The sequence below is a fragment of the Arthrobacter sp. 8AJ genome, from assembly GCF_902506025.1.
Classification (GTDB): domain Bacteria; phylum Actinomycetota; class Actinomycetes; order Actinomycetales; family Micrococcaceae; genus Arthrobacter.
The window spans coordinates 1270094-1287143 of sequence record NZ_LR733289.1 but is presented as its reverse complement, the minus strand read 5'-3'; the positions used below and the strand labels follow the sequence as shown (position 1 = coordinate 1287143).

The following is a 17050-nucleotide window of genomic DNA, read 5'->3' as shown; positions in this document are numbered from 1 at the left end:
GGATACCCCACCCCGTGGGTCCCGCCACGGCCGCCAAAGCCCCGCCCATCCGGTCCCGGCGCCCCCGCAGTCGCCATCGCCACGGGATCTGCCCTGCTGGTGGGCGGCGGACTCAAGGCCCTGGACGCCGCGAACATCATCAACCTGGGCGGCTCCGGCAACGCCGTCGTGTGGGCCAGCGCGGCGGCCGTCCTCGGCCTGGGCATCCTGGTGGCGGGCTTCCGCGGCCGGACGTCCGGCATCCTGAGCCTCTTCGCGGTGATCGCGCTGGTCACTGGCGGCATCTACAACACCCTGGACGACGGCCGGATGCGGTTCCAGCAAGTTGACTGGAACCCGGCCAGCATCGAGGAAGCGCGCGGCGGCATCGACATCACCGCCGGCCGGGGAACCGTGGACCTCACGGGACTCTCCCCAACCGCCCCCCTGACGTCCGACGTCGTGGTTCCCCTGGACATCACCGCCAGCAACGTGACCGTGGTGATCCCGCAGAACCTGCCCGTTGACATCAAGGCGGACATGACCATGGGCAACCTGAACGAAGGAAGCGGCCAGCGCGGCGGCACCACCACCCGCGAAAGCAGCTACAACACGGACCGGCCAGGCAACCACCTGGTGGTGCAGATCGACGGCACCTTCAGCAACGTCACGATCCAGGAAGGCAACTGACATGGACAACAGCAACATTCCGACGACGGCGGGCCAGGACACTGCCGGACCGGCACCGGCCAGGGTGGGAACGGTGGTGTGGGGACTGATCGTCCTGGCACTGGCCGCGCTGATCATCGTGGCCCAGCTTGGCATCGTGACGCTCAACGGCACCTACGTCCTGATCGGCCTCATGATCGGCGCGGGCGTGGCCCTGGTGGTGGGTGGCCTGCTCTCAGCCCGGAAACGTGACAACGAACCAACTACAGGGAAGTCTTGAACCATGGATAAGTTCTTCAGCATTGTCAGGGGCTTCGGCCTGAAGCGCGGCCCCGAGCGCTGGCTTGGCGGGGTTTGTGGCGGCATCGCTGCCAAACTCAACGTGGACGTGGCGTACGTCCGCATCGCGTTCCTGCTTTTCGCCCTGCTTCCGGGCCCGGCATTCGTCTTCTACGTCCTGGCGTGGATCACCCTCCCGGACCAGCGCAACGAGATTCCGCTCCAGGCGTTCCTGGACCGCCGGTCGCTGAACCGGCCCTGACCGCCCAGGACCACGGCCCCGGCCCCGTGAATGATCACGGGGCCGGGGCCTTTTCCGTCTCCCCCGCGTCCGGGGCCGGGCCGGCCCCCATGTAACCGGTTTGTGTCGTACCCCACACACCCCACTACACTTCTAGGTGAGCTCAGCGTGGCGCTCTGCCTGTAAACCTTCTCCCCAGGATTTGAGCCGAACATGAAAATTGGAATCCTCACCAGCGGTGGCGACTGCCCCGGATTGAACGCAGTGATCCGAGGTGCAGTGCTCAAAGGCATTGCGGTCCACGGCCAGGAGTTCGTCGGATTCCGTGATGGCTGGCGGGGCGTGGTGGAAGGGGACATCATCGATATCCCCCGCACCATGGTCCGCGGCATCGCCAAACAGGGTGGCACCATTTTGGGCACCTCCCGCACCAACCCGTTCGAAAACGGCGGCGGCCCGGAGGCCATCAAGGCCCACATGGACCGGCTGGGCATCGACGCCATCATCGCCATCGGCGGTGAGGGAACCCTGGCCGCGGCCAAGCGGCTGACCGACGCCGGGCTCAAGATCGTAGGCGTCCCCAAGACCGTGGACAACGACCTCGACGCCACCGACTACACCTTCGGTTTCGATACCGCCGTCCAGATCGCCACCGAGGCCATCGACCGGCTCCGCACTACGGGTGAGTCCCACCACCGGTGCATGATCGCGGAAGTGATGGGCCGGCACGTGGGCTGGATTGCGCTGCACGCCGGAATGGCTGCCGGGGCGCACGCCATCCTGATCCCGGAGCAGAAGGTCAGCATCGAGCAGATCACCGAATGGGTCAATGAAGCCCACGCCCGCGGCCGCGCGCCCCTGGTGGTGGTGGCTGAAGGGTTCGTTCCGGAGCACATGGAGAGCCCGCACTCCGAGCGCGGCCTGGACACCTTCGGCCGTCCCCGCCTGGGCGGCATCGCAGACCAGCTCGCCCCCGAACTCGAAGCCCGGACCGGCATCGAAACCCGTGCCACCATCCTGGGGCACATCCAGCGCGGCGGCGTCCCCTCGGCCTTTGACCGAGTCCTGGCCACCCGGCTGGGCATGGCCGCCATCGACTCCGTGGTCGAAGGCTACTGGGGCACCATGGTGGCACTGAAGGGCACCGACATCCAGCATGTCGCCTTCGAGGAAGCCCTGGGCCAGCTCAAGACCGTCCCGCAAAACCGCTACGACGAAGCCGCGGTCCTGTTCGGCTAAGCCTGCAGGCCCCCCTAGGCTGGGACCATGACACTCGATCCCGGCTCAGCGGCCATCATCCAGTTGGCGTGGGCACGCCGGCTGGGCCTTGACGACGACGCGTTCGGTGACGCCCTGGCATCGGGGGAACGGATTGTCCGGGCCGACGAATCGGCCCGGACTGTCGACTTTGTGCGGCTGTTCGGAAGTTCCGCCCTGGTGGGACCACGGAGCGTCATCGACGCCGCGGCGGACATTCCCGATGAGGAAATGGCCCAGCACGTCACCCTCCTAAAACTGACCAGGGAGCAGGGCGGCCACGGACTCGGTGCCGCAGCCCTGTTCTTCGCCGACGACCTGCCCCTCCAGCAGCCCTCCGAGGAACTGACCGTCTCGCACGGTAATCCGGAAGCGATCGAGCTGGAGGGAAGGTGCCCGCCGGACGACGTCAACGAGGTGGGTCTTTCCGACCTCGAGAACCGGTACACCATCGTCCATGAAATCGATGGCAGGCGCGTGCCCCTTGCCTGCGGCGCTTATGGCGAGTGGGAAGGCCTGCTGGCCAACATGGGGGTCCTGGTGGATCCTGAGTGGCGGCGGCATGGTCTTGGGGCCCTGGCCGGATCCATCGCCGCCCACGAGGCCCTTGCCGCAGGGCTGACGCTGCAGTGGCGTGCAGACGTCAGCAACACCGGCTGCCTTGCCCTCGCCCGGAAACTGGGCCTCTCAGCCGGCGGAATCCAGACCAGCGTCCACCTTCGCTGACGCAGGGCTCCCCGCGGCGGCCCAGTCCTGGACCGGCTTCGGCTTGGCAAAGAACAGGGCAACGGCTGCGGCAACCAGCACCACTGCGGCGGGGAGGAGGATCGACTGGGCCATTGCCGTCGAAAACCCTGCGTGCAGGAACCCGGGAAGCGTACCGCCGCCCATGCCCATGCCCTCACCGGATGGGGCGCCGGGGCCGCGGGACGGGAGTTCGGCCGCCAGCCGGGACTGGATGAGGACGGCGATCGCAGCGCTGCCCAGCACGGCCCCGAACTGCCGGGTGGTGTTGTACACCCCGGAGCCTGCGCCGGCCTGGCGCGGCGGCAGGTTCCGGGTTGCGGTGGTGCTCAACGGTGCCCAGATGCCGGCGTTGGCAAAGCCCAGGACTGCGCTGGGAAGCAGGAACAGCAGGATGGGCGTGTCCGGCTGCATGAGCAGGCCATTCCAGACCAGGGCGACAGCCATCAGCGTCAGTCCGCCGGCGGCCAGATATTTCGGGTTGACCCGGTCCACGATCTTGCCCACCACCGGCGCCATGCCGCCTGAGATCAGCGCCATGGGCACCATCAGGAGTGCCGACTGGGTGGGCGTCAGACCGCGGACCAGCTGGTAGTAGAAGATCAGGGGCAGGCTGAAGGACGTGACGGTGAACCCCACCATGGTGATGCCAAGATTGGCGAGGGAGAAGTTCCGGTCCCGGAACAGACCCAGCGGCAGGAGCGGTTCGCCCTTGTTGAACCGCTGCCACGCCACGAAGGCGGCCAGGACAACAAGGCCGGCAATAATGAGTCCCCAGACGCTGATGGGTCCGGTGATGGTGCCCCAGTTGTAGGTCTCGCCTTCCTGGATGCCGAAGACCAGCAGGAAGAGCCCGACGGCGCTCAGCAGGACACCGGGGATGTCGAACCGGTGCGGGTGCGTGCTCAGCGCCGGGACATTGCGCATTGCCAGGATGAAGCCCACGACGCCGATGGGCACGTTGATGAAGAAAATCCACTCCCAGCCCAGGCCGTCCACCAGGACACCGCCCAGGATGGGCCCCACCAGGGTGGCCATGCCGGCCGTGGCACCCCAGATGGCCATGGCGGAACCGCGGCGGTCAGGCGGAAAGATGCGGGTGATGACCGCCATGGTCTGGGGCGTCATGACCGCTGCGCCGAGCCCCTGCACCACGCGGGCCGCGATGAGGGTTTCCACGTTTTGGGCCAGGCCGCACCAGAGGGAGGCCAGGGTGAACACCACCAGTCCCAGCAGGTAGAGCCGCTTCGGCCCGAAACGGTCTCCCAGCCGGCCCGTGATGAGCAGGGGCACGGCGTAGGCCAGCAGGTAGGCACTGGTCACCCAGATCACCGAGTTGATGTCGGCGTTCAGGCCCTCCATGATCCGGGGATTGGCCACCGAGACGATGGTGCTGTCGATCAGGATCATGAAGAACCCGATCACCAGGGACCACAGCGCCGGCCACGGCTTTTCTACGTTTTCCACTCTGTCATCCTTCTGGAGTTTTGTTTGGTGCCGGGCGGAAACCCGGAAAAGTCAGCCCAGCAGGTCCAGGATCTCCGAGCGGGCAAACATCTGCGCCGCTGCCCGTGCCGACGGCGCACCGGCGTCCGGATCCGCTCCGGCGCCCAGCAGAACCCGGGCCACGTCCGTGTAGCCCTTGAACGCCGCTCCTGCGAGCGGGGTTTGGCCCCTGTCGTTGGCGGTGTTGGCTTCCGCACCGTGCTGCAGGAGCAGCTCAACGGTGCCGGCGTGCCCGTGGTAGGCCGCGAGCATCAGAAGGGAATCGCCGGCGGAGTTCGTCATGGTGGCGGGCACCCCGGCGTCCAGGTAGGCACCCAGCAGCTCGTCGCTGCCGTCACGGGCAGCTTGGAAGAGCGTGTGCGCCAGAGCCAGCGCGTCGTCGTCGTGCCCCTCCGTTGCCTCCGCCCCGGCGTGGACGGGCGTGGTGTTCTCGGTCATCAGCGTGGCCCCCTCAGGAATCCGGTCTGGCGCCCCACAACCTGGCCGGCGTCGGGGGCGACGATGAGTTCCTGGACGGCCGGATACGGCTCGTCGCCGTCCAGGACCGTCAGTATTTCATCCGGGGCCACGGAACGCTTGATGACTGCCAGGGCGACGGGACCCATTTCGTAGTGCTGCGCCACCGAGGTCACGGTCCCCACTTTCCGCTCCCCGGCCATGACGGGACTCCCGGCAGCGGGCAGGGTGTGCTGCGAACCGTCCAGCTGCAGGAACACCAGCCTGCGCGGCGGGTGGCCAAGGTTGTGGACGCGGGCGATGGTTTCCTGCCCCTTGTAGCAGCCCTTGGCCAGGTGCACGGCTGTACGCAGCAGGTCCAGTTCGTGCGGGATGGTCTTGTCGTCCGTCTCGGCCCCGATCCTGGGGCGCCACGCAGCGACCCGGAGTGCCTCGGCGGCGAGCACGCCGGCCAACGCCCGCCCGGCAACGGCGTCCTCCAGCCCGGCGGCGGGGATAAGGTACTCGAACCAAGGGCGCTCAAGCCCGGGATGGTTCTCCTCTGAGACGGTGGCGTAGGAGTATCCGCCGGCGGAGACGTGCGGCCACGGGTCCTGCCAGGCGAGGTGGCCGGACCATTCGGGCACGGCACGTGTGCTGCCCACAACGGCCCAGTCCGCCGAAACGTCGGCGATCTCCACCCGCAGCATGAACTTCATGCGGTTGAGGTACTCGGCAAGCGGGGCGGCTTCGGCTGCCTCCACGATCAGCCAGGTGCTCTCCCCGTCGTCGACCACCCTGGCGTCGAAGTCGATGCGGCCCTGGACGCTGAGGAGCAGTAGTTCGCTGGACTCGCCGGGTTTCAGGGCTGCCACCTGCTGCGAGGACAGGGTATTGAGCCAGCTGAGCCGGTCCGGCCCGGTGACGGTGACCACGCCGCGGTGGGAAAGGTCGACGACGGCTGTTCCGGCAGCAAGGGCGCGCTGCTCGCGCAGCGGCTCGCCGTAGTGGGCGGCGACCCCGGCGTCAGGGCCGGCGGCCTCGACGGCCCCGGGGCGCGACAACAAAGGGCTGGGCGTAGTCATATGAAGTAGAAGTCCTTGGAGGTCAGCGGTATTCCGGGTTTTCGAAATCGAATCTTGTACCGGCAGCCCATTCGCCCGGCAGGTTTCCGTACGCGGGATAGCCCCCGGCGTCCTTCAGGATCCGGGCCAGGTGCAGGAGGTTCCACGTCATGAATGTGGTGTTCCGGTTGGTGAAGTCCGTCTCCGGGCCGCCCGAGCCTTCATCCAGGTAACTGGGCCCGGGGCCCACCGGCCCGATCCAACCGGCATCGGCCTGCGGGGGGATGCTGAAGCCGATGTGCTGAAGGCTGTACAGGACGTTCATGGCGCAGTGCTTGATGCCGTCTTCGTTTCCGGTGATCAGGCAGCCGCCGACTTTCGGGTAGAACGCCCATTGGCCCTTGCCGTTGAGCTCCCCGGAGTGGGCGTAGAGGCGTTCGATCAGCTTCTTGGTCTGGGAGGAGTTGTCCCCCAGCCAGATGGGTCCGGCCACCACAACAATGTCGGCTTCCTGGACCGCGGGGTAAAGCTCGGGCCATTCGTCGGTGGCCCAGCCGTACTGGGTCATGTCCGGGTAGACGCCGGTGGCGATGTCGTGGTCCACCGTGCGGATCACCGTGGTGCTGACGCCCTGCTTTTCCATGATCCGGCGGCTGATGCGGATCAGTCCATCCGTGTTGGAGGTCTGGGGCGACTTCTTGAGCGTGCCGTTGAAAAAGACAGCCTTGAGGTCGCCGTAACCGGCCGGCGCTCCTGCTGCTTTCCTGGTGCCTTCTTCCACGGTGCCGCTCCCTTTTTCGCGGGTCAGGAGACCCTCTTTTTGGTCAGGAAACCCTCGTTGGTCAGGAAACCTTGTGCAGGAACGCGGAAGCGTGTGCCTCCAGGCCCTTCCCTGCCTCGCCGCCCGCGGCAACGTCCCACCGCCACAACAGGTTGCCGTCCACCAGCCCGAAAATGCGGGTGGCCGCGCTGTAGTCCTTCGAGTGGCTGCCGCGCATCACCATGTCGGTGGTCAGCTGGATCTGGGGACCCTTGATCTGGCCGTAGTACAGCTCCGAGATACCGCCGGGATGCGAGATGGACACGGAGATGTCGAAGCCGCCGTCCTTGTTGCGCAGTGCCTCAACCTCGTCGGCACTCTTCAGCACCGGCACGATGTCGGCGGGCACCAGGCCGGGACCGCCGTCGGCATCAAGCTGCTTGCGCTCCAGCGCCCAGAAACCCGTCTCGACGGTGAGCGGCCGCAGGCGCGTGCCTTCGTCGTCGGTCAACCAGCTTTCGGCACGGTACTGCAGGTACGGCAGGCCGTTGTGGGTGAAGGAAACGTGCTGCAGGAAGTGTTCGGAATCCTCGTCGCCGCTGCCCAGCCGGCCCCGGCCCTCCCACTCACCGATGAGCCAGGAAAGGGGGACGAGTTCGGGGGTCAGGTCTGTAGGAATCTCAATGGGCATTGGTCTTACCTCCAGATACGGCCGGTCCTTGAAAAGGGGTGGCTACTTCTGGCCCTTGAAGAGGCGGTAGACCACGAAGCCGGCGAACCAGGCCATGGACAGGCTCGCAATGCCGAGCAGGACAAGGAAGAAAATTTCAAAAGCAAGTACGGACATGGTGCCATCCTAACCCGTTAGTAGATGAGTAGTTTGTCTATGAAGTACGCGAGGGATCCGACGGCCGAAACAGGGGCAAGGCCCATGCCCAGCGCGGCCGGGATGTTCAGCGGGGCGCCGCGGAGCGTTGCCAGCCGCCGGAAGCTGGCCAGGACCGCACCGACCACCACGCCGAAGACGGCGGCCGGCAGGACGGCAATGTCCGACAGGACCAGCCCGGCAAGCGGTCCGGCCAGTCCGGCAAGCACCACTCCCAGCGGGGCGACGATGCTGTCCGGCCAGCGGATAAGCCCTGCCAGCAGGGCCACTGCGGCGCTGATCGCCGCCACCAGCAGCATTTCCCGGACACCGTTGAACCGGGAGCCGGCAATCCAGCCCGCGCCGAGGCAGGACAACAGGACACCTGCGCAGCATCCAAGGGTGGACTCCAGCCGCTGCGCCTGCCCGGTGCCGCGGATCAGCTGCAACACGAAGACGGCCATCATTCCCAGGGCAACGAAGGCGGGTGTCCAGTCCAGGTATCCGGGGGCGGGCGCCAGGCCCGCCGCCACTGCGGCGCCAGCGCCCGGCAGGGCGATGACGGCGGCGAGGGTCTTTTTGGCGGGAATGCGCAGGAAGTGCGGCCAGCCGATGCCCACGGCCGCGGCGATCAGGATGCCCACCACCACGAGTGCTTCCGGCGAGGCGTAGACCCCGGCGATGATCGCAATAAGGCCGGCTATCCCGACGACGCCAACGGTCCAGGAGCCAAGCGAACGGACGGGCGCCTGCAGTTCCGCCGTCATGCGGAGCCCGGCCTGTGCTTCGTCGGTGCACTCACTGCGCTGTTTTCCCATCCTGGCGATCGGCCGGAAGGCTGGTCAGCCCCCTCACGGCAGGGCGGTCCGCCCTGGTCCAATCCTGCCTTATGTGAACTGGATATGTCGCAAAACGTGCTGGTCCACGTCGCGGATCTGTGGTCTGGAAGGGGCTGACGGGTATACTCAAGGTTCAGCTACGCTCCCTGCTGAGGTGGCTGGCCGGCGGCATGCTGACGGACCAAGACCTCCTGCAGGAAGCCAGTACCGGCCGGTGAGAATCCGGTTCAGTCGCCCAACGATGCGCGGACGGCCCTTGGAGGAACAATGTCGCACATCCTGTTACTGACCAACAGCACCGGTTCTTCGGTGGACATCCTGCCTGCCCTTGAGCTGCTGAACCACAGGGTCCATATCCTCCCCGCCGAGCCGACGGCCCTCCTCGAAACAGACCCCTGCGACATTGTCCTGCTGGACGCCCGCAAGGACCTGGTGGGCGCCCGCTCCCTCACCCAGCTACTGAAGGCCACTGGCCTCAGCGCCCCGCTCGTGCTGATCCTCACCGAGGGCGGCATGGCTGCAGTGTCCTCCGCCTGGGCCGTTGACGACATCGTCCTCGATTCCGCCGGCCCCGCCGAGGTGGAGGCCCGCATCCGGCTGTCCGTTGCCCGGGCCGTACCCGAGCAGGAAGACACCCCGAGCGAAATCCGTGCCGCGGGCGTCGTCATCGATGAGGCAAGCTACACGGCCCGGGTCAACGGGGCGCCCCTGAACCTGACCTTCAAGGAGTTCGAACTCCTGAAGTACCTGGCGCAGCACCCCGGCCGCGTCTTCACCCGGCAGCAGCTGCTTACCGAGGTTTGGGGTTACGACTACTACGGCGGCACGCGCACCGTGGATGTCCACGTCCGGCGGCTGCGGGCCAAGCTCGGCGCGGACCACGAGAACCTGATCAGCACCGTCAGGAACGTGGGCTACCGCCTCACCCTGGTCCGGCAGCAGGAAGATGAACTCACCGAGGCCTGAGCCTGGACCGCCGCCGGCGTATAGCCTTGGCTCATGACTCCAGCGCATCCGCAGAAGTGGCCCGTCCATGTCGTCCGGGGCGGAGTTGACCAGCAACTGCTGAAAGACTGCCGCGACCTTTTGGCCGCGGCTGAGGAATCGGACGGCAACCCCTCCATTTCCGAGCAAACCCTGGTGACCATGCGCGCCGGGGATTCGGCGGAGCACACGCTGCTGACGCTGGCCCTCTACGCCCCGGACGAGGATTCCGACCCGGTGACCGGCCAGGATCTGGCGGGCTTCGCCGTCGTGGTTGAAGAGCAGGACGGAACCGGCATCCTGGAAATCGCCGTCCATCCCTCGTACCGGAACCAGGGTGTGGCGGACCGGCTGGTGGGCGCGCTGAAGGAGGTCCGGGGCTTTGAGGGGCTGAAGGCGTGGTCCCACGGCAACCACGAGGCCGCTGCCGACCTTGCCGCCCGCTACGGGTACGCGCCGGTTCGCGAGTTGTGGAAGATGCGGATGACGACGGCGGGCGCGGACCTGCCCGACGCCGGCCTTCCGGACGGGGTGGCCATCCGTCCCTTCGTCCCCGGCAAGGATGAGGAGGCGTGGCTGGCCGCCAACCGGGCGGCGTTCGCCCACCACCCCGAGCAGGGCGGCCTCACCAGGGCCGACCTCGACGCGCGCATGGCCGAGGACTGGTTCGACCCGTCCGGCTTCCTCCTGGCGGAAGACCGGGACGGGCGCCTGCTGGGGTACCACTGGACCAAGGTCCACCCCCGCCACGGTGAGCACCCTGCGATCGGCGAGGTTTACGTGGTGGGCGTGACGCCGGAGGCGCAGGGCATGGGCCTGGGCAAGGCTTTGACCATTGCCGGCATCAAACACCTCCGCGACGCAGGACTAAACGGCGTGATGCTTTACGTGGATGCTGACAACGCCCCGGCCGTTGCCCTGTACCGCCGGCTCGGCTTCACTCGCTGGGACATGGACGTCATGTACGGCCCGGCCGGCGGGTAGGCAGGCCGCGAACCAATCCCCGGCGCCGCGTAAAACAAAGGCCGTGGGGCCGGTGAATGCTTGTAAGGTTGAAATGGAGCCGCGCGGGGCGGAAGCGCCGGCACTGGAGCGCCAGCTAAAGGAGAAGCCATGAACCCGGAACCGTCCGGAACAGCCACGTCCCAGGATGTTGCGGTGCCTGTCCGGGCCCGCTTCGGCTCCTCCGAGGTACCGGCATCACGGGCCACCCAGGACCGGATCGACATCCCTGAGTTCGCACCGAACCTGCAGCCGGAAGGCGACATCCGCCCTGACCGGTTCCTGGACCGCGAGCTGAGCTGGCTTGCCTTCAATTCCCGCGTGCTGGAACTGGCGGAAGACCCCACCCTCCACCTGCTGGAACGGGTGAGCTTCCTGTCCATCTTCGCCTCCAACCTGGACGAGTTCTTCATGGTCCGCGTGGCAGGCCTCAAGCGCCGCATCGCCACCGGACTCGCCGTCCCCTCCCCTGCCGGCCTGAGCCCGGTTGAGGTGCTGGAGCGGATCAGCGAGGAAGCCCACCGGCTCCAGCAGCGGCATTCGCAGGTCTTCGCGGAGCAGATCCGCCCCGCCCTGGCCTACGAACACATCCACGTCATGCAATGGGGGGAACTGGACGACGCCGCCCAGCAGCAGCTCAGCGTCATGTTCGCGGAAAAGGTCTTCCCCATCCTCACGCCCCTTGCCGTGGATCCGGCGCACCCGTTCCCCTACATCTCCGGCCTTTCACTGAACCTTGCCGTGGTGGTCCGGAACCCGGTCAGCGACAAGGAGCTCTTCGCCCGCGTCAAGGTCCCCGACCAGCTGCCGCGGCTGATCTCCATCGACGGCCCGCGCGCCGGTGCCGTGCCGGGCCGTGTGGCACGGTTCATCGCGCTTGAAGAAGTCATCGCCGTGCACCTGGACAAGCTGTTCCCCGGCATGGAGGTCCTGGAGCACCACACCTTCCGCGTGACGCGCAACGAGGACGTGGAGGTGGAGGAGGACGACGCCGAAAACCTCCTGCAGGCACTGGAGAAGGAACTCCTCCGCCGCCGGTTCGGCCCGCCCGTCCGGCTGGAAGTCACCAACGACATCAACCCCAATATCCGGGCACTGCTGATCCGTGAACTGGGGGTCGAAGAGTCCGAGGTGTACTCGGTGCCCGCACCACTGGACATGCGGGGCCTGTCCGTTATTGCCGGAATCGACCGTGCGGACCTGCACTACCCCAAGCATGTCCCGCACACGTCGCGGTATCTGAACGAGTCCGAGACATCCAAGGCTGCCAACGTGTTCGCCGCCATGCGGCGCCGGGACATCCTGCTGCACCACCCGTACGATTCGTTCTCCACGTCAGTCCAGGCGTTCCTGGAACAGGCCGCGGCGGACCCGAAGGTCCAGGCCATCAAGCAGACCCTGTACCGCACCTCCGGTGACTCCCCCATCGTGGACGCCCTGATCGACGCTGCCGAGGCCGGCAAGCAGGTCCTGGCCCTGGTGGAGATCAAGGCCAGGTTCGATGAGCAGGCCAACATCTCCTGGGCCCGCAAACTGGAACAGGCCGGCGTGCACGTGGTGTACGGCATCGTGGGCCTGAAAACCCACTGCAAGCTTTCGCTGGTGGTCCGGCAGGAGGTGGACGGCCTTCGCCGCTACTGCCACATCGGCACCGGCAACTACCATCCGCGCACTGCACGGTACTACGAGGACCTGGGCCTGCTGACTGCCAACGACCAGGTGGGCGAGGACCTTTCCAAGCTGTTCAACCAGCTTTCCGGCTACGCGCCCAAGTCAACCTTCAAGCGCCTGCTGGTGGCACCCCGCTCCGTGCGCTCCGGGCTCATCGACCGGATTGAGACGGAGATCCGCAATGCCCGGGCAGGTGTGCCGGGCCATGTGCAGATCAAGGTGAACTCAATGGTGGACGAGGCCATCATCGACTCCCTGTACCGTGCATCCCAGGCGGGTGTGAAGGTGGACGTGGTGGTCCGCGGCATCTGCTCCCTGCGCCCCGGCGTTCCCGGCCTGAGCGACAACATCACGGTGCGTTCCATCCTGGGCCGGTTCCTTGAACACTCGCGGGTGTTCGCCTTTGCCAACGGCGGGGACCCCGTGGTGTACATCGGCTCCGCGGACATGATGCACCGGAACCTGGACCGACGGGTGGAGGCGCTGGTGCAGCTCAGCAGCCCGGACGACATCACCTACGTCCTTGACCTCCTGCGCCGCTACATGGACCCGGAAACCTCCAGCTGGCACCTCGACAACGAGGGCCGCTGGATCCGGCACCACCTCTCCGAGGACGGGAAGCCGCTTGAAGACGTCCAGTCCTGGCTGCTGGCGTCCCGGCCGCGGCAACGCAGCCTGAGCCGGCGATAAGGGCCGCCGCGTTGTCGAGCGATGCACTCGTAGCTGACCAGACTGACCACCCGGGGGAACCCATAGCGGTAACTGCTGCGGGCGCCATTCCGTGGCGCGCCGGCAGGGACGGCCTGGAGGTCCTGCTGATCCACCGGCCCCGCTATGACGACTGGTCATGGCCCAAGGGAAAGATCGACGCCGGCGAGACAATCCCCGAATGCGCCGTCCGTGAGGTGTGGGAGGAGATCGGCCTCAAGGCGCCCCTGGGGATACCGCTGCCGCCCATCCACTACCACGTGGCGTCGGGCCTCAAGGTGGTCCACTACTGGGCGGTCAGGGTCAACGGTGACAGCCTGGTTCCGGACGGCAAGGAAGTGGACAGCGTCATGTGGTGCGCCCCCGAAAAGGCCGCCCGCCTGCTGTCCAACCCGTCCGACGTCGGCCCGCTTGAATACCTGCGCGACGCGCATGAACGCGGGGAGCTGGACACATGGCCCTTACTGGTGCTCCGCCATGCCAAGGCAAAGCCGCGTTCGTCCTGGAGCAAGGCCGAGGGCGAACGCCCGCTGGCGGCCACCGGATCCCGGCAGGCCCAGGCCGTGGGCCGGCTCCTGGAGGTATGGAAGCCCATGCGGGTGGTGACCAGCCCTTGGCTGCGCTGCGTCGCAACCGTGGCCCCGTATGCCCGGGCCACGGGCGCGAAAGTGAAGCTCGCGGAGGGCTTGACCGAGCACAAGCACCAGCGCAGTCCGAAGAAAACCGCCGCCGTCATCGAGTCCCTGGTCGATAAGCAACGGGCCGTGGTGGTCTGTACCCACCGGCCTGCCCTGCCCACAGTGCTCAAGCAGCTTGCCACCCACATGCCATCACACCTGGCGAAGCTGCTGCCCGCCCATGAGCCGTTCCTGTCACCGGGCGAGGTGGTGGTCTGCCATGTGGCCAACAGCGGTAAAAAACGGGTTGTAGCGGTGGAACAGTTCAAGCCCTTTGACGACTAAGGAAACCCGCGCCGCTTGACCCGGGGCCGGTATCCCCCTTGACTTGGGTGAACGATGCACAGTTCTGGGGGGATAACGTGCCGGCTGCCATGACCGCTGTTCTTTCTGATGCTCCACCCGTTGCCGTCCTCTGGCCGTTCCTGCTCGCCGGCGGCGCGTACCTCCTGCTCCGATCCCTGATCCGTGGCGTCCGGGGCCCGGATTTCACCGCAGAAGCATCCCGGCACGCGTTTTGCATCGGAGTGATCGGCTGGCTGGGAAGTTCGCTGCTGCCGGCTGCCAACGCCGGCATCCTGCCTTTACCTGGATCATGGTCGGTTCCCGTGGACATTGCCCCGGCCCTCGCGTGGCCGGTTCTCGGCTGCCTGGCCGCACACGTGCTGGGGCAGCTCAGCTACCCCAAGGCCCGCGTCCAGCCGGGGAAGCTGACCGGAAAGGTGTCCCGCGTCCGCGATCTCCTTCCCCGTCCCCTCGCCTGGACGGTCACGGTGATCTTCGGCCTCTCCGCTGCCCAGGTCGTGTGGACGTCCACTCTGCCCGGTTTCGCCCCACACCCTTACTGGTCACGTCCGGATGGTGGGGGCGACTACGCCACCGTTGGCGGAGAAGGCCGGATCCCTGGCGTGCAGCTGGCGATGTACCTGGGCGGCGCGTTGTTCGTCCTGGTTCTGGGAACCCTCGCCGTACTGCTGCTGATCAGCCGCCGCAGGCCGGTGGACGGACTTGCCTTCGGACTCGACGCCCTGCTGCGGACCATCACCATGAACCGCCTCCTTCGTACGGTTGCGACCGTTGCGTCCGGGTTGGCGGCCATCGCGGGAAACCACGCAGCCCGGACGGATCCGGCCACCGGACCCGCGAACTGGTTCAACCCGGCCGGGGCACTGAATCTGGGCGTCCTGCTGCTGATGTTGTTCTGGTCTCCACCCAGGCTGACGGGCGCACAGCCAAGGCGCGGGCGCGCCGCCAACCGGGAAGAACCGGTCATGCGGTTGTCGGTGTCGATCGGCGCCGTGATGGGACTTGCGGCGTTTGTTCCTGTACCCGCGGCAATCTTGGTCCCGGGCGCGGTTACCGGGCATCCCGCGCTATTGGTGGCCGTATCCGCCGCTGCTGCCCTGGCCGTTGTTTCACTCGGCGAACTGCTGGTGCACCGGAATTACGGGACCACGGACGAGCCTCGGCACTGGCCCCGCCAACCGGTTTCACCCGTCCTGGCCTGCACGCTGGTTGCGGCTGCAACTGTTCTCATGGCTGCCGTCTTCCTTGTTGCGTGGCGGCAGGTTGAGCTGGGAGTGGAGCAGTCATGGCCGGTGACTGCTTGGACCAGTGCCGGGGTTTTGCTCGTCTCGGGCTTTCCCCTGCTGCTTGCCCGCCGGCGCAGCAGCGTTCCAGGCACTGTCCCGGGACTCGACGCCGCCCTCCGCGCCATCACCGTGCACCGGGTGGTCCGGACCCTGGCCGCGTGCTTAGCGGTTCAAGCCGGTGTTTTGCTGATAGGCGCCGGCCCGAAGCTGCACAGCGCATCGCCGCTGGGCCCGGAGCCCTGGGACTTCGCCTGGCAGGCCGCGCCCGGCGTCGGGGCTGTCCTGGCAGCGGCGGGCGTGGTGGTCGCCGTGATCCCTGTCGGCGGAACAGCCCAGCGCGGTGCCTCCGGCCCTCCGCCAGCCAAAGATCTTCAGCCAGTAGACTTGAGGCGTGAGCATCCCAACGCCATATGAAGACCTCCTGCGCGATGTCCTGGCCACCGGCACCCATAAATCGGACCGCACGGGCACCGGAACCACCAGCGTTTTCGGGCGGCAGATCCGCTTTGACCTCTCCAAAAGCTTTCCGCTGATCACCACCAAGCGGGTCCACTTCAAGTCAGTGGCAGTTGAACTCCTGTGGTTCCTGCGCGGCGAGACCAACATCAAGTGGATGACGGACCAGGCCGTGACCATCTGGAACGAGTGGGCGGATGAGGACGGCGACCTGGGCCCGGTCTACGGCGTGCAGTGGCGAAGCTGGCCCACCCCTGACGGCGGCCACATCGACCAGATCGCCGAACTGATCGAGAACCTGAAATCGAATCCGGACTCCCGCCGGCACATCGTGTCCGCGTGGAACGTCTCCGAGCTCAACGACATGGCGCTCCCGCCCTGCCACGCGTTCTTCCAGTTCTACGTGGCCAACGGCAAGCTCTCCTGCCAGCTCTACCAGCGCTCCGCTGACATGTTCCTGGGCGTCCCCTTCAACATCGCCTCCTATGCGCTGCTCACCTGCATGGTCGCCCAGCAGGTGGGCCTCGAACCCGGCGAATTCGTGTGGACCGGCGGTGACGTGCACATCTACGAGAACCACATGGACCAGGTCCTCAAGCAGCTTGAACGCGAGCCCTACGAGTACCCGCAGCTGAAGATCACCCGCAAGCCGGCCTCGATCTTCGACTACACCTTGGAGGACTTCGACGTGGTGGGCTACCAGCACCACCCCACGATCAAGGCACCGATCGCCGTATGAGCACCGAAAACTTCACTGATCCCCAGTCCTTCACGGAGGAGCTGGCTGCCTCGATCACCGGCGTCGGCCTGGTCTGGGCGCAGACCTCCGACGGCGTCATCGGCAAGGAAGGGGACATGCCCTGGAACCTGCCCGAGGACCTCAAGCACTTCACCCGGCTCACCACCGGCCACCCGGTCATCATGGGCCGCAAGACCTGGCTGTCGTTCCCGGACAAGTACCGCCCGCTGCCCGGGCGCACGAACATTGTCATCACCCGGCAGAAAAGCTGGGCCAACACGCCCGAGGCGGAGGGCGCCGTCGTGGTTCCCTCCCTTGATGACGCGCTCCTTGAGTCGCAGTTTGTCGACGGCGGCGAGACCGTCTGGATCCTGGGCGGCGGTGAGGTCTTCCGCCAGTCCACCGAGCTCGCCAACGTCGCGGTGGTCACCACCATCGATGTGAAGGCCGACGGCGACACTTTCGCCCCGGAGCTTGGCCCCGGCTGGGAGGCCACTGCCTCCGTCCCGCCGGACGGCTGGCTGACGGCCGCCAACGGCACACGCTACCGATTCACCAAATGGTCACGGACCGAGGGCTAGGA

The 17050-nt window shown here is 66.8% G+C and carries 17 protein-coding genes and 1 pseudogene; 12 read left to right on the top strand and 6 right to left on the bottom strand.

Annotated features, from left to right (window positions below; all coding sequences use genetic code 11):
• The 5 genes and pseudogenes from BACI349Y_RS05985 to BACI349Y_RS05965 all read left to right on the top strand — a co-directional run.
• Positions 1-669, top strand: a pseudogene (locus tag BACI349Y_RS05985) (PspC domain-containing protein); the annotation flags it as partial.
• 1 nt (position 670) lies between these two features.
• Complete coding sequence (locus BACI349Y_RS05980; protein ID WP_159631347.1) at positions 671-928, top strand: hypothetical protein; 258 nt, start codon at positions 671-673, stop codon at positions 926-928.
• A 3-nt stretch (positions 929-931) separates the two neighbouring features.
• Positions 932-1189, top strand: coding sequence for a PspC domain-containing protein (locus BACI349Y_RS05975; RefSeq protein ID WP_159631346.1), 258 nt, complete (start codon positions 932-934; stop codon positions 1187-1189).
• Positions 1190-1381: 192 nt separating this feature from the next.
• Complete coding sequence (locus BACI349Y_RS05970) at positions 1382-2407, top strand: ATP-dependent 6-phosphofructokinase (protein WP_159631345.1); 1026 nt, start codon at positions 1382-1384, stop codon at positions 2405-2407.
• 27 nt (positions 2408-2434) lie between these two features.
• Entirely contained in the window at positions 2435-3151 is a 717-nt protein-coding gene (locus tag BACI349Y_RS05965) for a GNAT family N-acetyltransferase (RefSeq protein ID WP_159631344.1), read from the top strand.
• On the opposite strand, the gene BACI349Y_RS05960 is transcribed toward BACI349Y_RS05965, so the two are convergent.
• From BACI349Y_RS05960 to BACI349Y_RS05935, 6 genes are all read right to left on the bottom strand, one after another.
• Positions 3113-4636 carry a DHA2 family efflux MFS transporter permease subunit gene (locus BACI349Y_RS05960; protein WP_159631343.1) on the bottom strand — a complete coding sequence of 508 codons (1524 nt, stop codon included), beginning with the start codon at positions 4634-4636 and terminating at the stop codon, positions 3113-3115. The two genes, BACI349Y_RS05965 and BACI349Y_RS05960, sit on opposite strands and share 39 nt — an antisense overlap.
• A 51-nt stretch (positions 4637-4687) precedes the next feature.
• Positions 4688-5113, bottom strand: coding sequence for an ankyrin repeat domain-containing protein (locus tag BACI349Y_RS05955; RefSeq protein ID WP_159631342.1), 426 nt, complete (start codon positions 5111-5113; stop codon positions 4688-4690).
• Positions 5113-6195, bottom strand: a complete 1083-nt coding sequence (gene ygfZ, locus BACI349Y_RS05950) for a CAF17-like 4Fe-4S cluster assembly/insertion protein YgfZ (RefSeq protein WP_201302395.1) — start codon at positions 6193-6195, stop codon at positions 5113-5115. The genes BACI349Y_RS05955 and ygfZ overlap by 1 nt, the downstream gene beginning before the upstream one ends.
• Before the next feature lie 22 nt (positions 6196-6217).
• Entirely contained in the window at positions 6218-6955 is a 738-nt protein-coding gene (locus BACI349Y_RS05945; protein WP_159631341.1) for a flavodoxin family protein, read from the bottom strand.
• A gap of 61 nt (positions 6956-7016) precedes the next feature.
• Complete coding sequence (locus BACI349Y_RS05940; protein ID WP_159631340.1) at positions 7017-7625, bottom strand: FABP family protein; 609 nt, start codon at positions 7623-7625, stop codon at positions 7017-7019.
• Positions 7626-7798: 173 nt separating this feature from the next.
• Positions 7799-8566, bottom strand: coding sequence for a permease (locus BACI349Y_RS05935; protein ID WP_159635285.1), 768 nt, complete (start codon positions 8564-8566; stop codon positions 7799-7801).
• 339 nt (positions 8567-8905) lie between these two features.
• Here BACI349Y_RS05935 and BACI349Y_RS05930 point away from each other — a divergent pair, with 339 nt between their 5' ends.
• The 7 genes from BACI349Y_RS05930 (at position 8906) to BACI349Y_RS05900 (ending at position 17048) form a co-directional block, all read left to right on the top strand.
• Positions 8906-9604, top strand: a complete 699-nt coding sequence (locus tag BACI349Y_RS05930; protein WP_159631339.1) for a winged helix-turn-helix transcriptional regulator — start codon at positions 8906-8908, stop codon at positions 9602-9604.
• A 33-nt stretch (positions 9605-9637) separates the two neighbouring features.
• Positions 9638-10606 carry a mycothiol synthase gene (gene mshD / locus BACI349Y_RS05925; protein WP_159631338.1) on the top strand — a complete coding sequence of 323 codons (969 nt, stop codon included), beginning with the start codon at positions 9638-9640 and terminating at the stop codon, positions 10604-10606.
• 129 nt (positions 10607-10735) lie between these two features.
• Positions 10736-12985 (top strand): RNA degradosome polyphosphate kinase, encoded by a 2250-nt coding sequence (locus BACI349Y_RS05920; protein ID WP_159631337.1) that lies wholly within the window; start codon positions 10736-10738, stop codon positions 12983-12985.
• Positions 12986-12996: 11 nt separating this feature from the next.
• Positions 12997-13965: an NUDIX hydrolase gene (locus BACI349Y_RS05915; protein ID WP_159631336.1), complete on the top strand. Its 969-nt coding sequence runs from the start codon at positions 12997-12999 to the stop codon at positions 13963-13965.
• An 89-nt stretch (positions 13966-14054) separates the two neighbouring features.
• Positions 14055-15686, top strand: a complete 1632-nt coding sequence (locus BACI349Y_RS05910; RefSeq protein ID WP_201302394.1) for a hypothetical protein — start codon at positions 14055-14057, stop codon at positions 15684-15686.
• A complete protein-coding gene (locus tag BACI349Y_RS05905) occupies positions 15664-16467 on the top strand; it encodes a thymidylate synthase (RefSeq protein ID WP_159631335.1) in 804 nt (267 codons plus the stop codon). Before BACI349Y_RS05910 ends, BACI349Y_RS05905 begins: the two co-directional genes overlap by 23 nt.
• Positions 16464-17048: a dihydrofolate reductase gene (locus tag BACI349Y_RS05900; protein ID WP_159631334.1), complete on the top strand. Its 585-nt coding sequence runs from the start codon at positions 16464-16466 to the stop codon at positions 17046-17048. Before BACI349Y_RS05905 ends, BACI349Y_RS05900 begins: the two co-directional genes overlap by 4 nt.
• Positions 17049-17050 lie beyond the last annotated feature (2 nt).

What these genes read in the sequence shown, in the direction of transcription:
- BACI349Y_RS05930 (WP_159631339.1), top strand. Translation starts at nt 8,906, where the DNA reads ATGTCGCACATCCTGTTACTGACCAACAGCACCGGTTCTTCGGTGGAC.
- BACI349Y_RS05970 (WP_159631345.1), top strand. Translation starts at nt 1,382, where the DNA reads ATGAAAATTGGAATCCTCACCAGCGGTGGCGACTGCCCCGGATTGAAC.
- BACI349Y_RS05965 (WP_159631344.1), top strand. Translation starts at nt 2,435, where the DNA reads ATGACACTCGATCCCGGCTCAGCGGCCATCATCCAGTTGGCGTGGGCA.
- BACI349Y_RS05910 (WP_201302394.1), top strand. Translation starts at nt 14,055, where the DNA reads ATGACCGCTGTTCTTTCTGATGCTCCACCCGTTGCCGTCCTCTGGCCG.
- BACI349Y_RS05980 (WP_159631347.1), top strand. Translation starts at nt 671, where the DNA reads ATGGACAACAGCAACATTCCGACGACGGCGGGCCAGGACACTGCCGGA.
- ygfZ (WP_201302395.1), bottom strand. Translation starts at nt 6,195, where the DNA reads ATGACTACGCCCAGCCCTTTGTTGTCGCGCCCCGGGGCCGTCGAGGCC.
- BACI349Y_RS05955 (WP_159631342.1), bottom strand. Translation starts at nt 5,113, where the DNA reads ATGACCGAGAACACCACGCCCGTCCACGCCGGGGCGGAGGCAACGGAG.
- BACI349Y_RS05975 (WP_159631346.1), top strand. Translation starts at nt 932, where the DNA reads ATGGATAAGTTCTTCAGCATTGTCAGGGGCTTCGGCCTGAAGCGCGGC.
- mshD (WP_159631338.1), top strand. Translation starts at nt 9,638, where the DNA reads ATGACTCCAGCGCATCCGCAGAAGTGGCCCGTCCATGTCGTCCGGGGC.
- BACI349Y_RS05940 (WP_159631340.1), bottom strand. Translation starts at nt 7,625, where the DNA reads ATGCCCATTGAGATTCCTACAGACCTGACCCCCGAACTCGTCCCCCTT.
- BACI349Y_RS05935 (WP_159635285.1), bottom strand. Translation starts at nt 8,566, where the DNA reads ATGACGGCGGAACTGCAGGCGCCCGTCCGTTCGCTTGGCTCCTGGACC.
- BACI349Y_RS05900 (WP_159631334.1), top strand. Translation starts at nt 16,464, where the DNA reads ATGAGCACCGAAAACTTCACTGATCCCCAGTCCTTCACGGAGGAGCTG.
- BACI349Y_RS05920 (WP_159631337.1), top strand. Translation starts at nt 10,736, where the DNA reads ATGAACCCGGAACCGTCCGGAACAGCCACGTCCCAGGATGTTGCGGTG.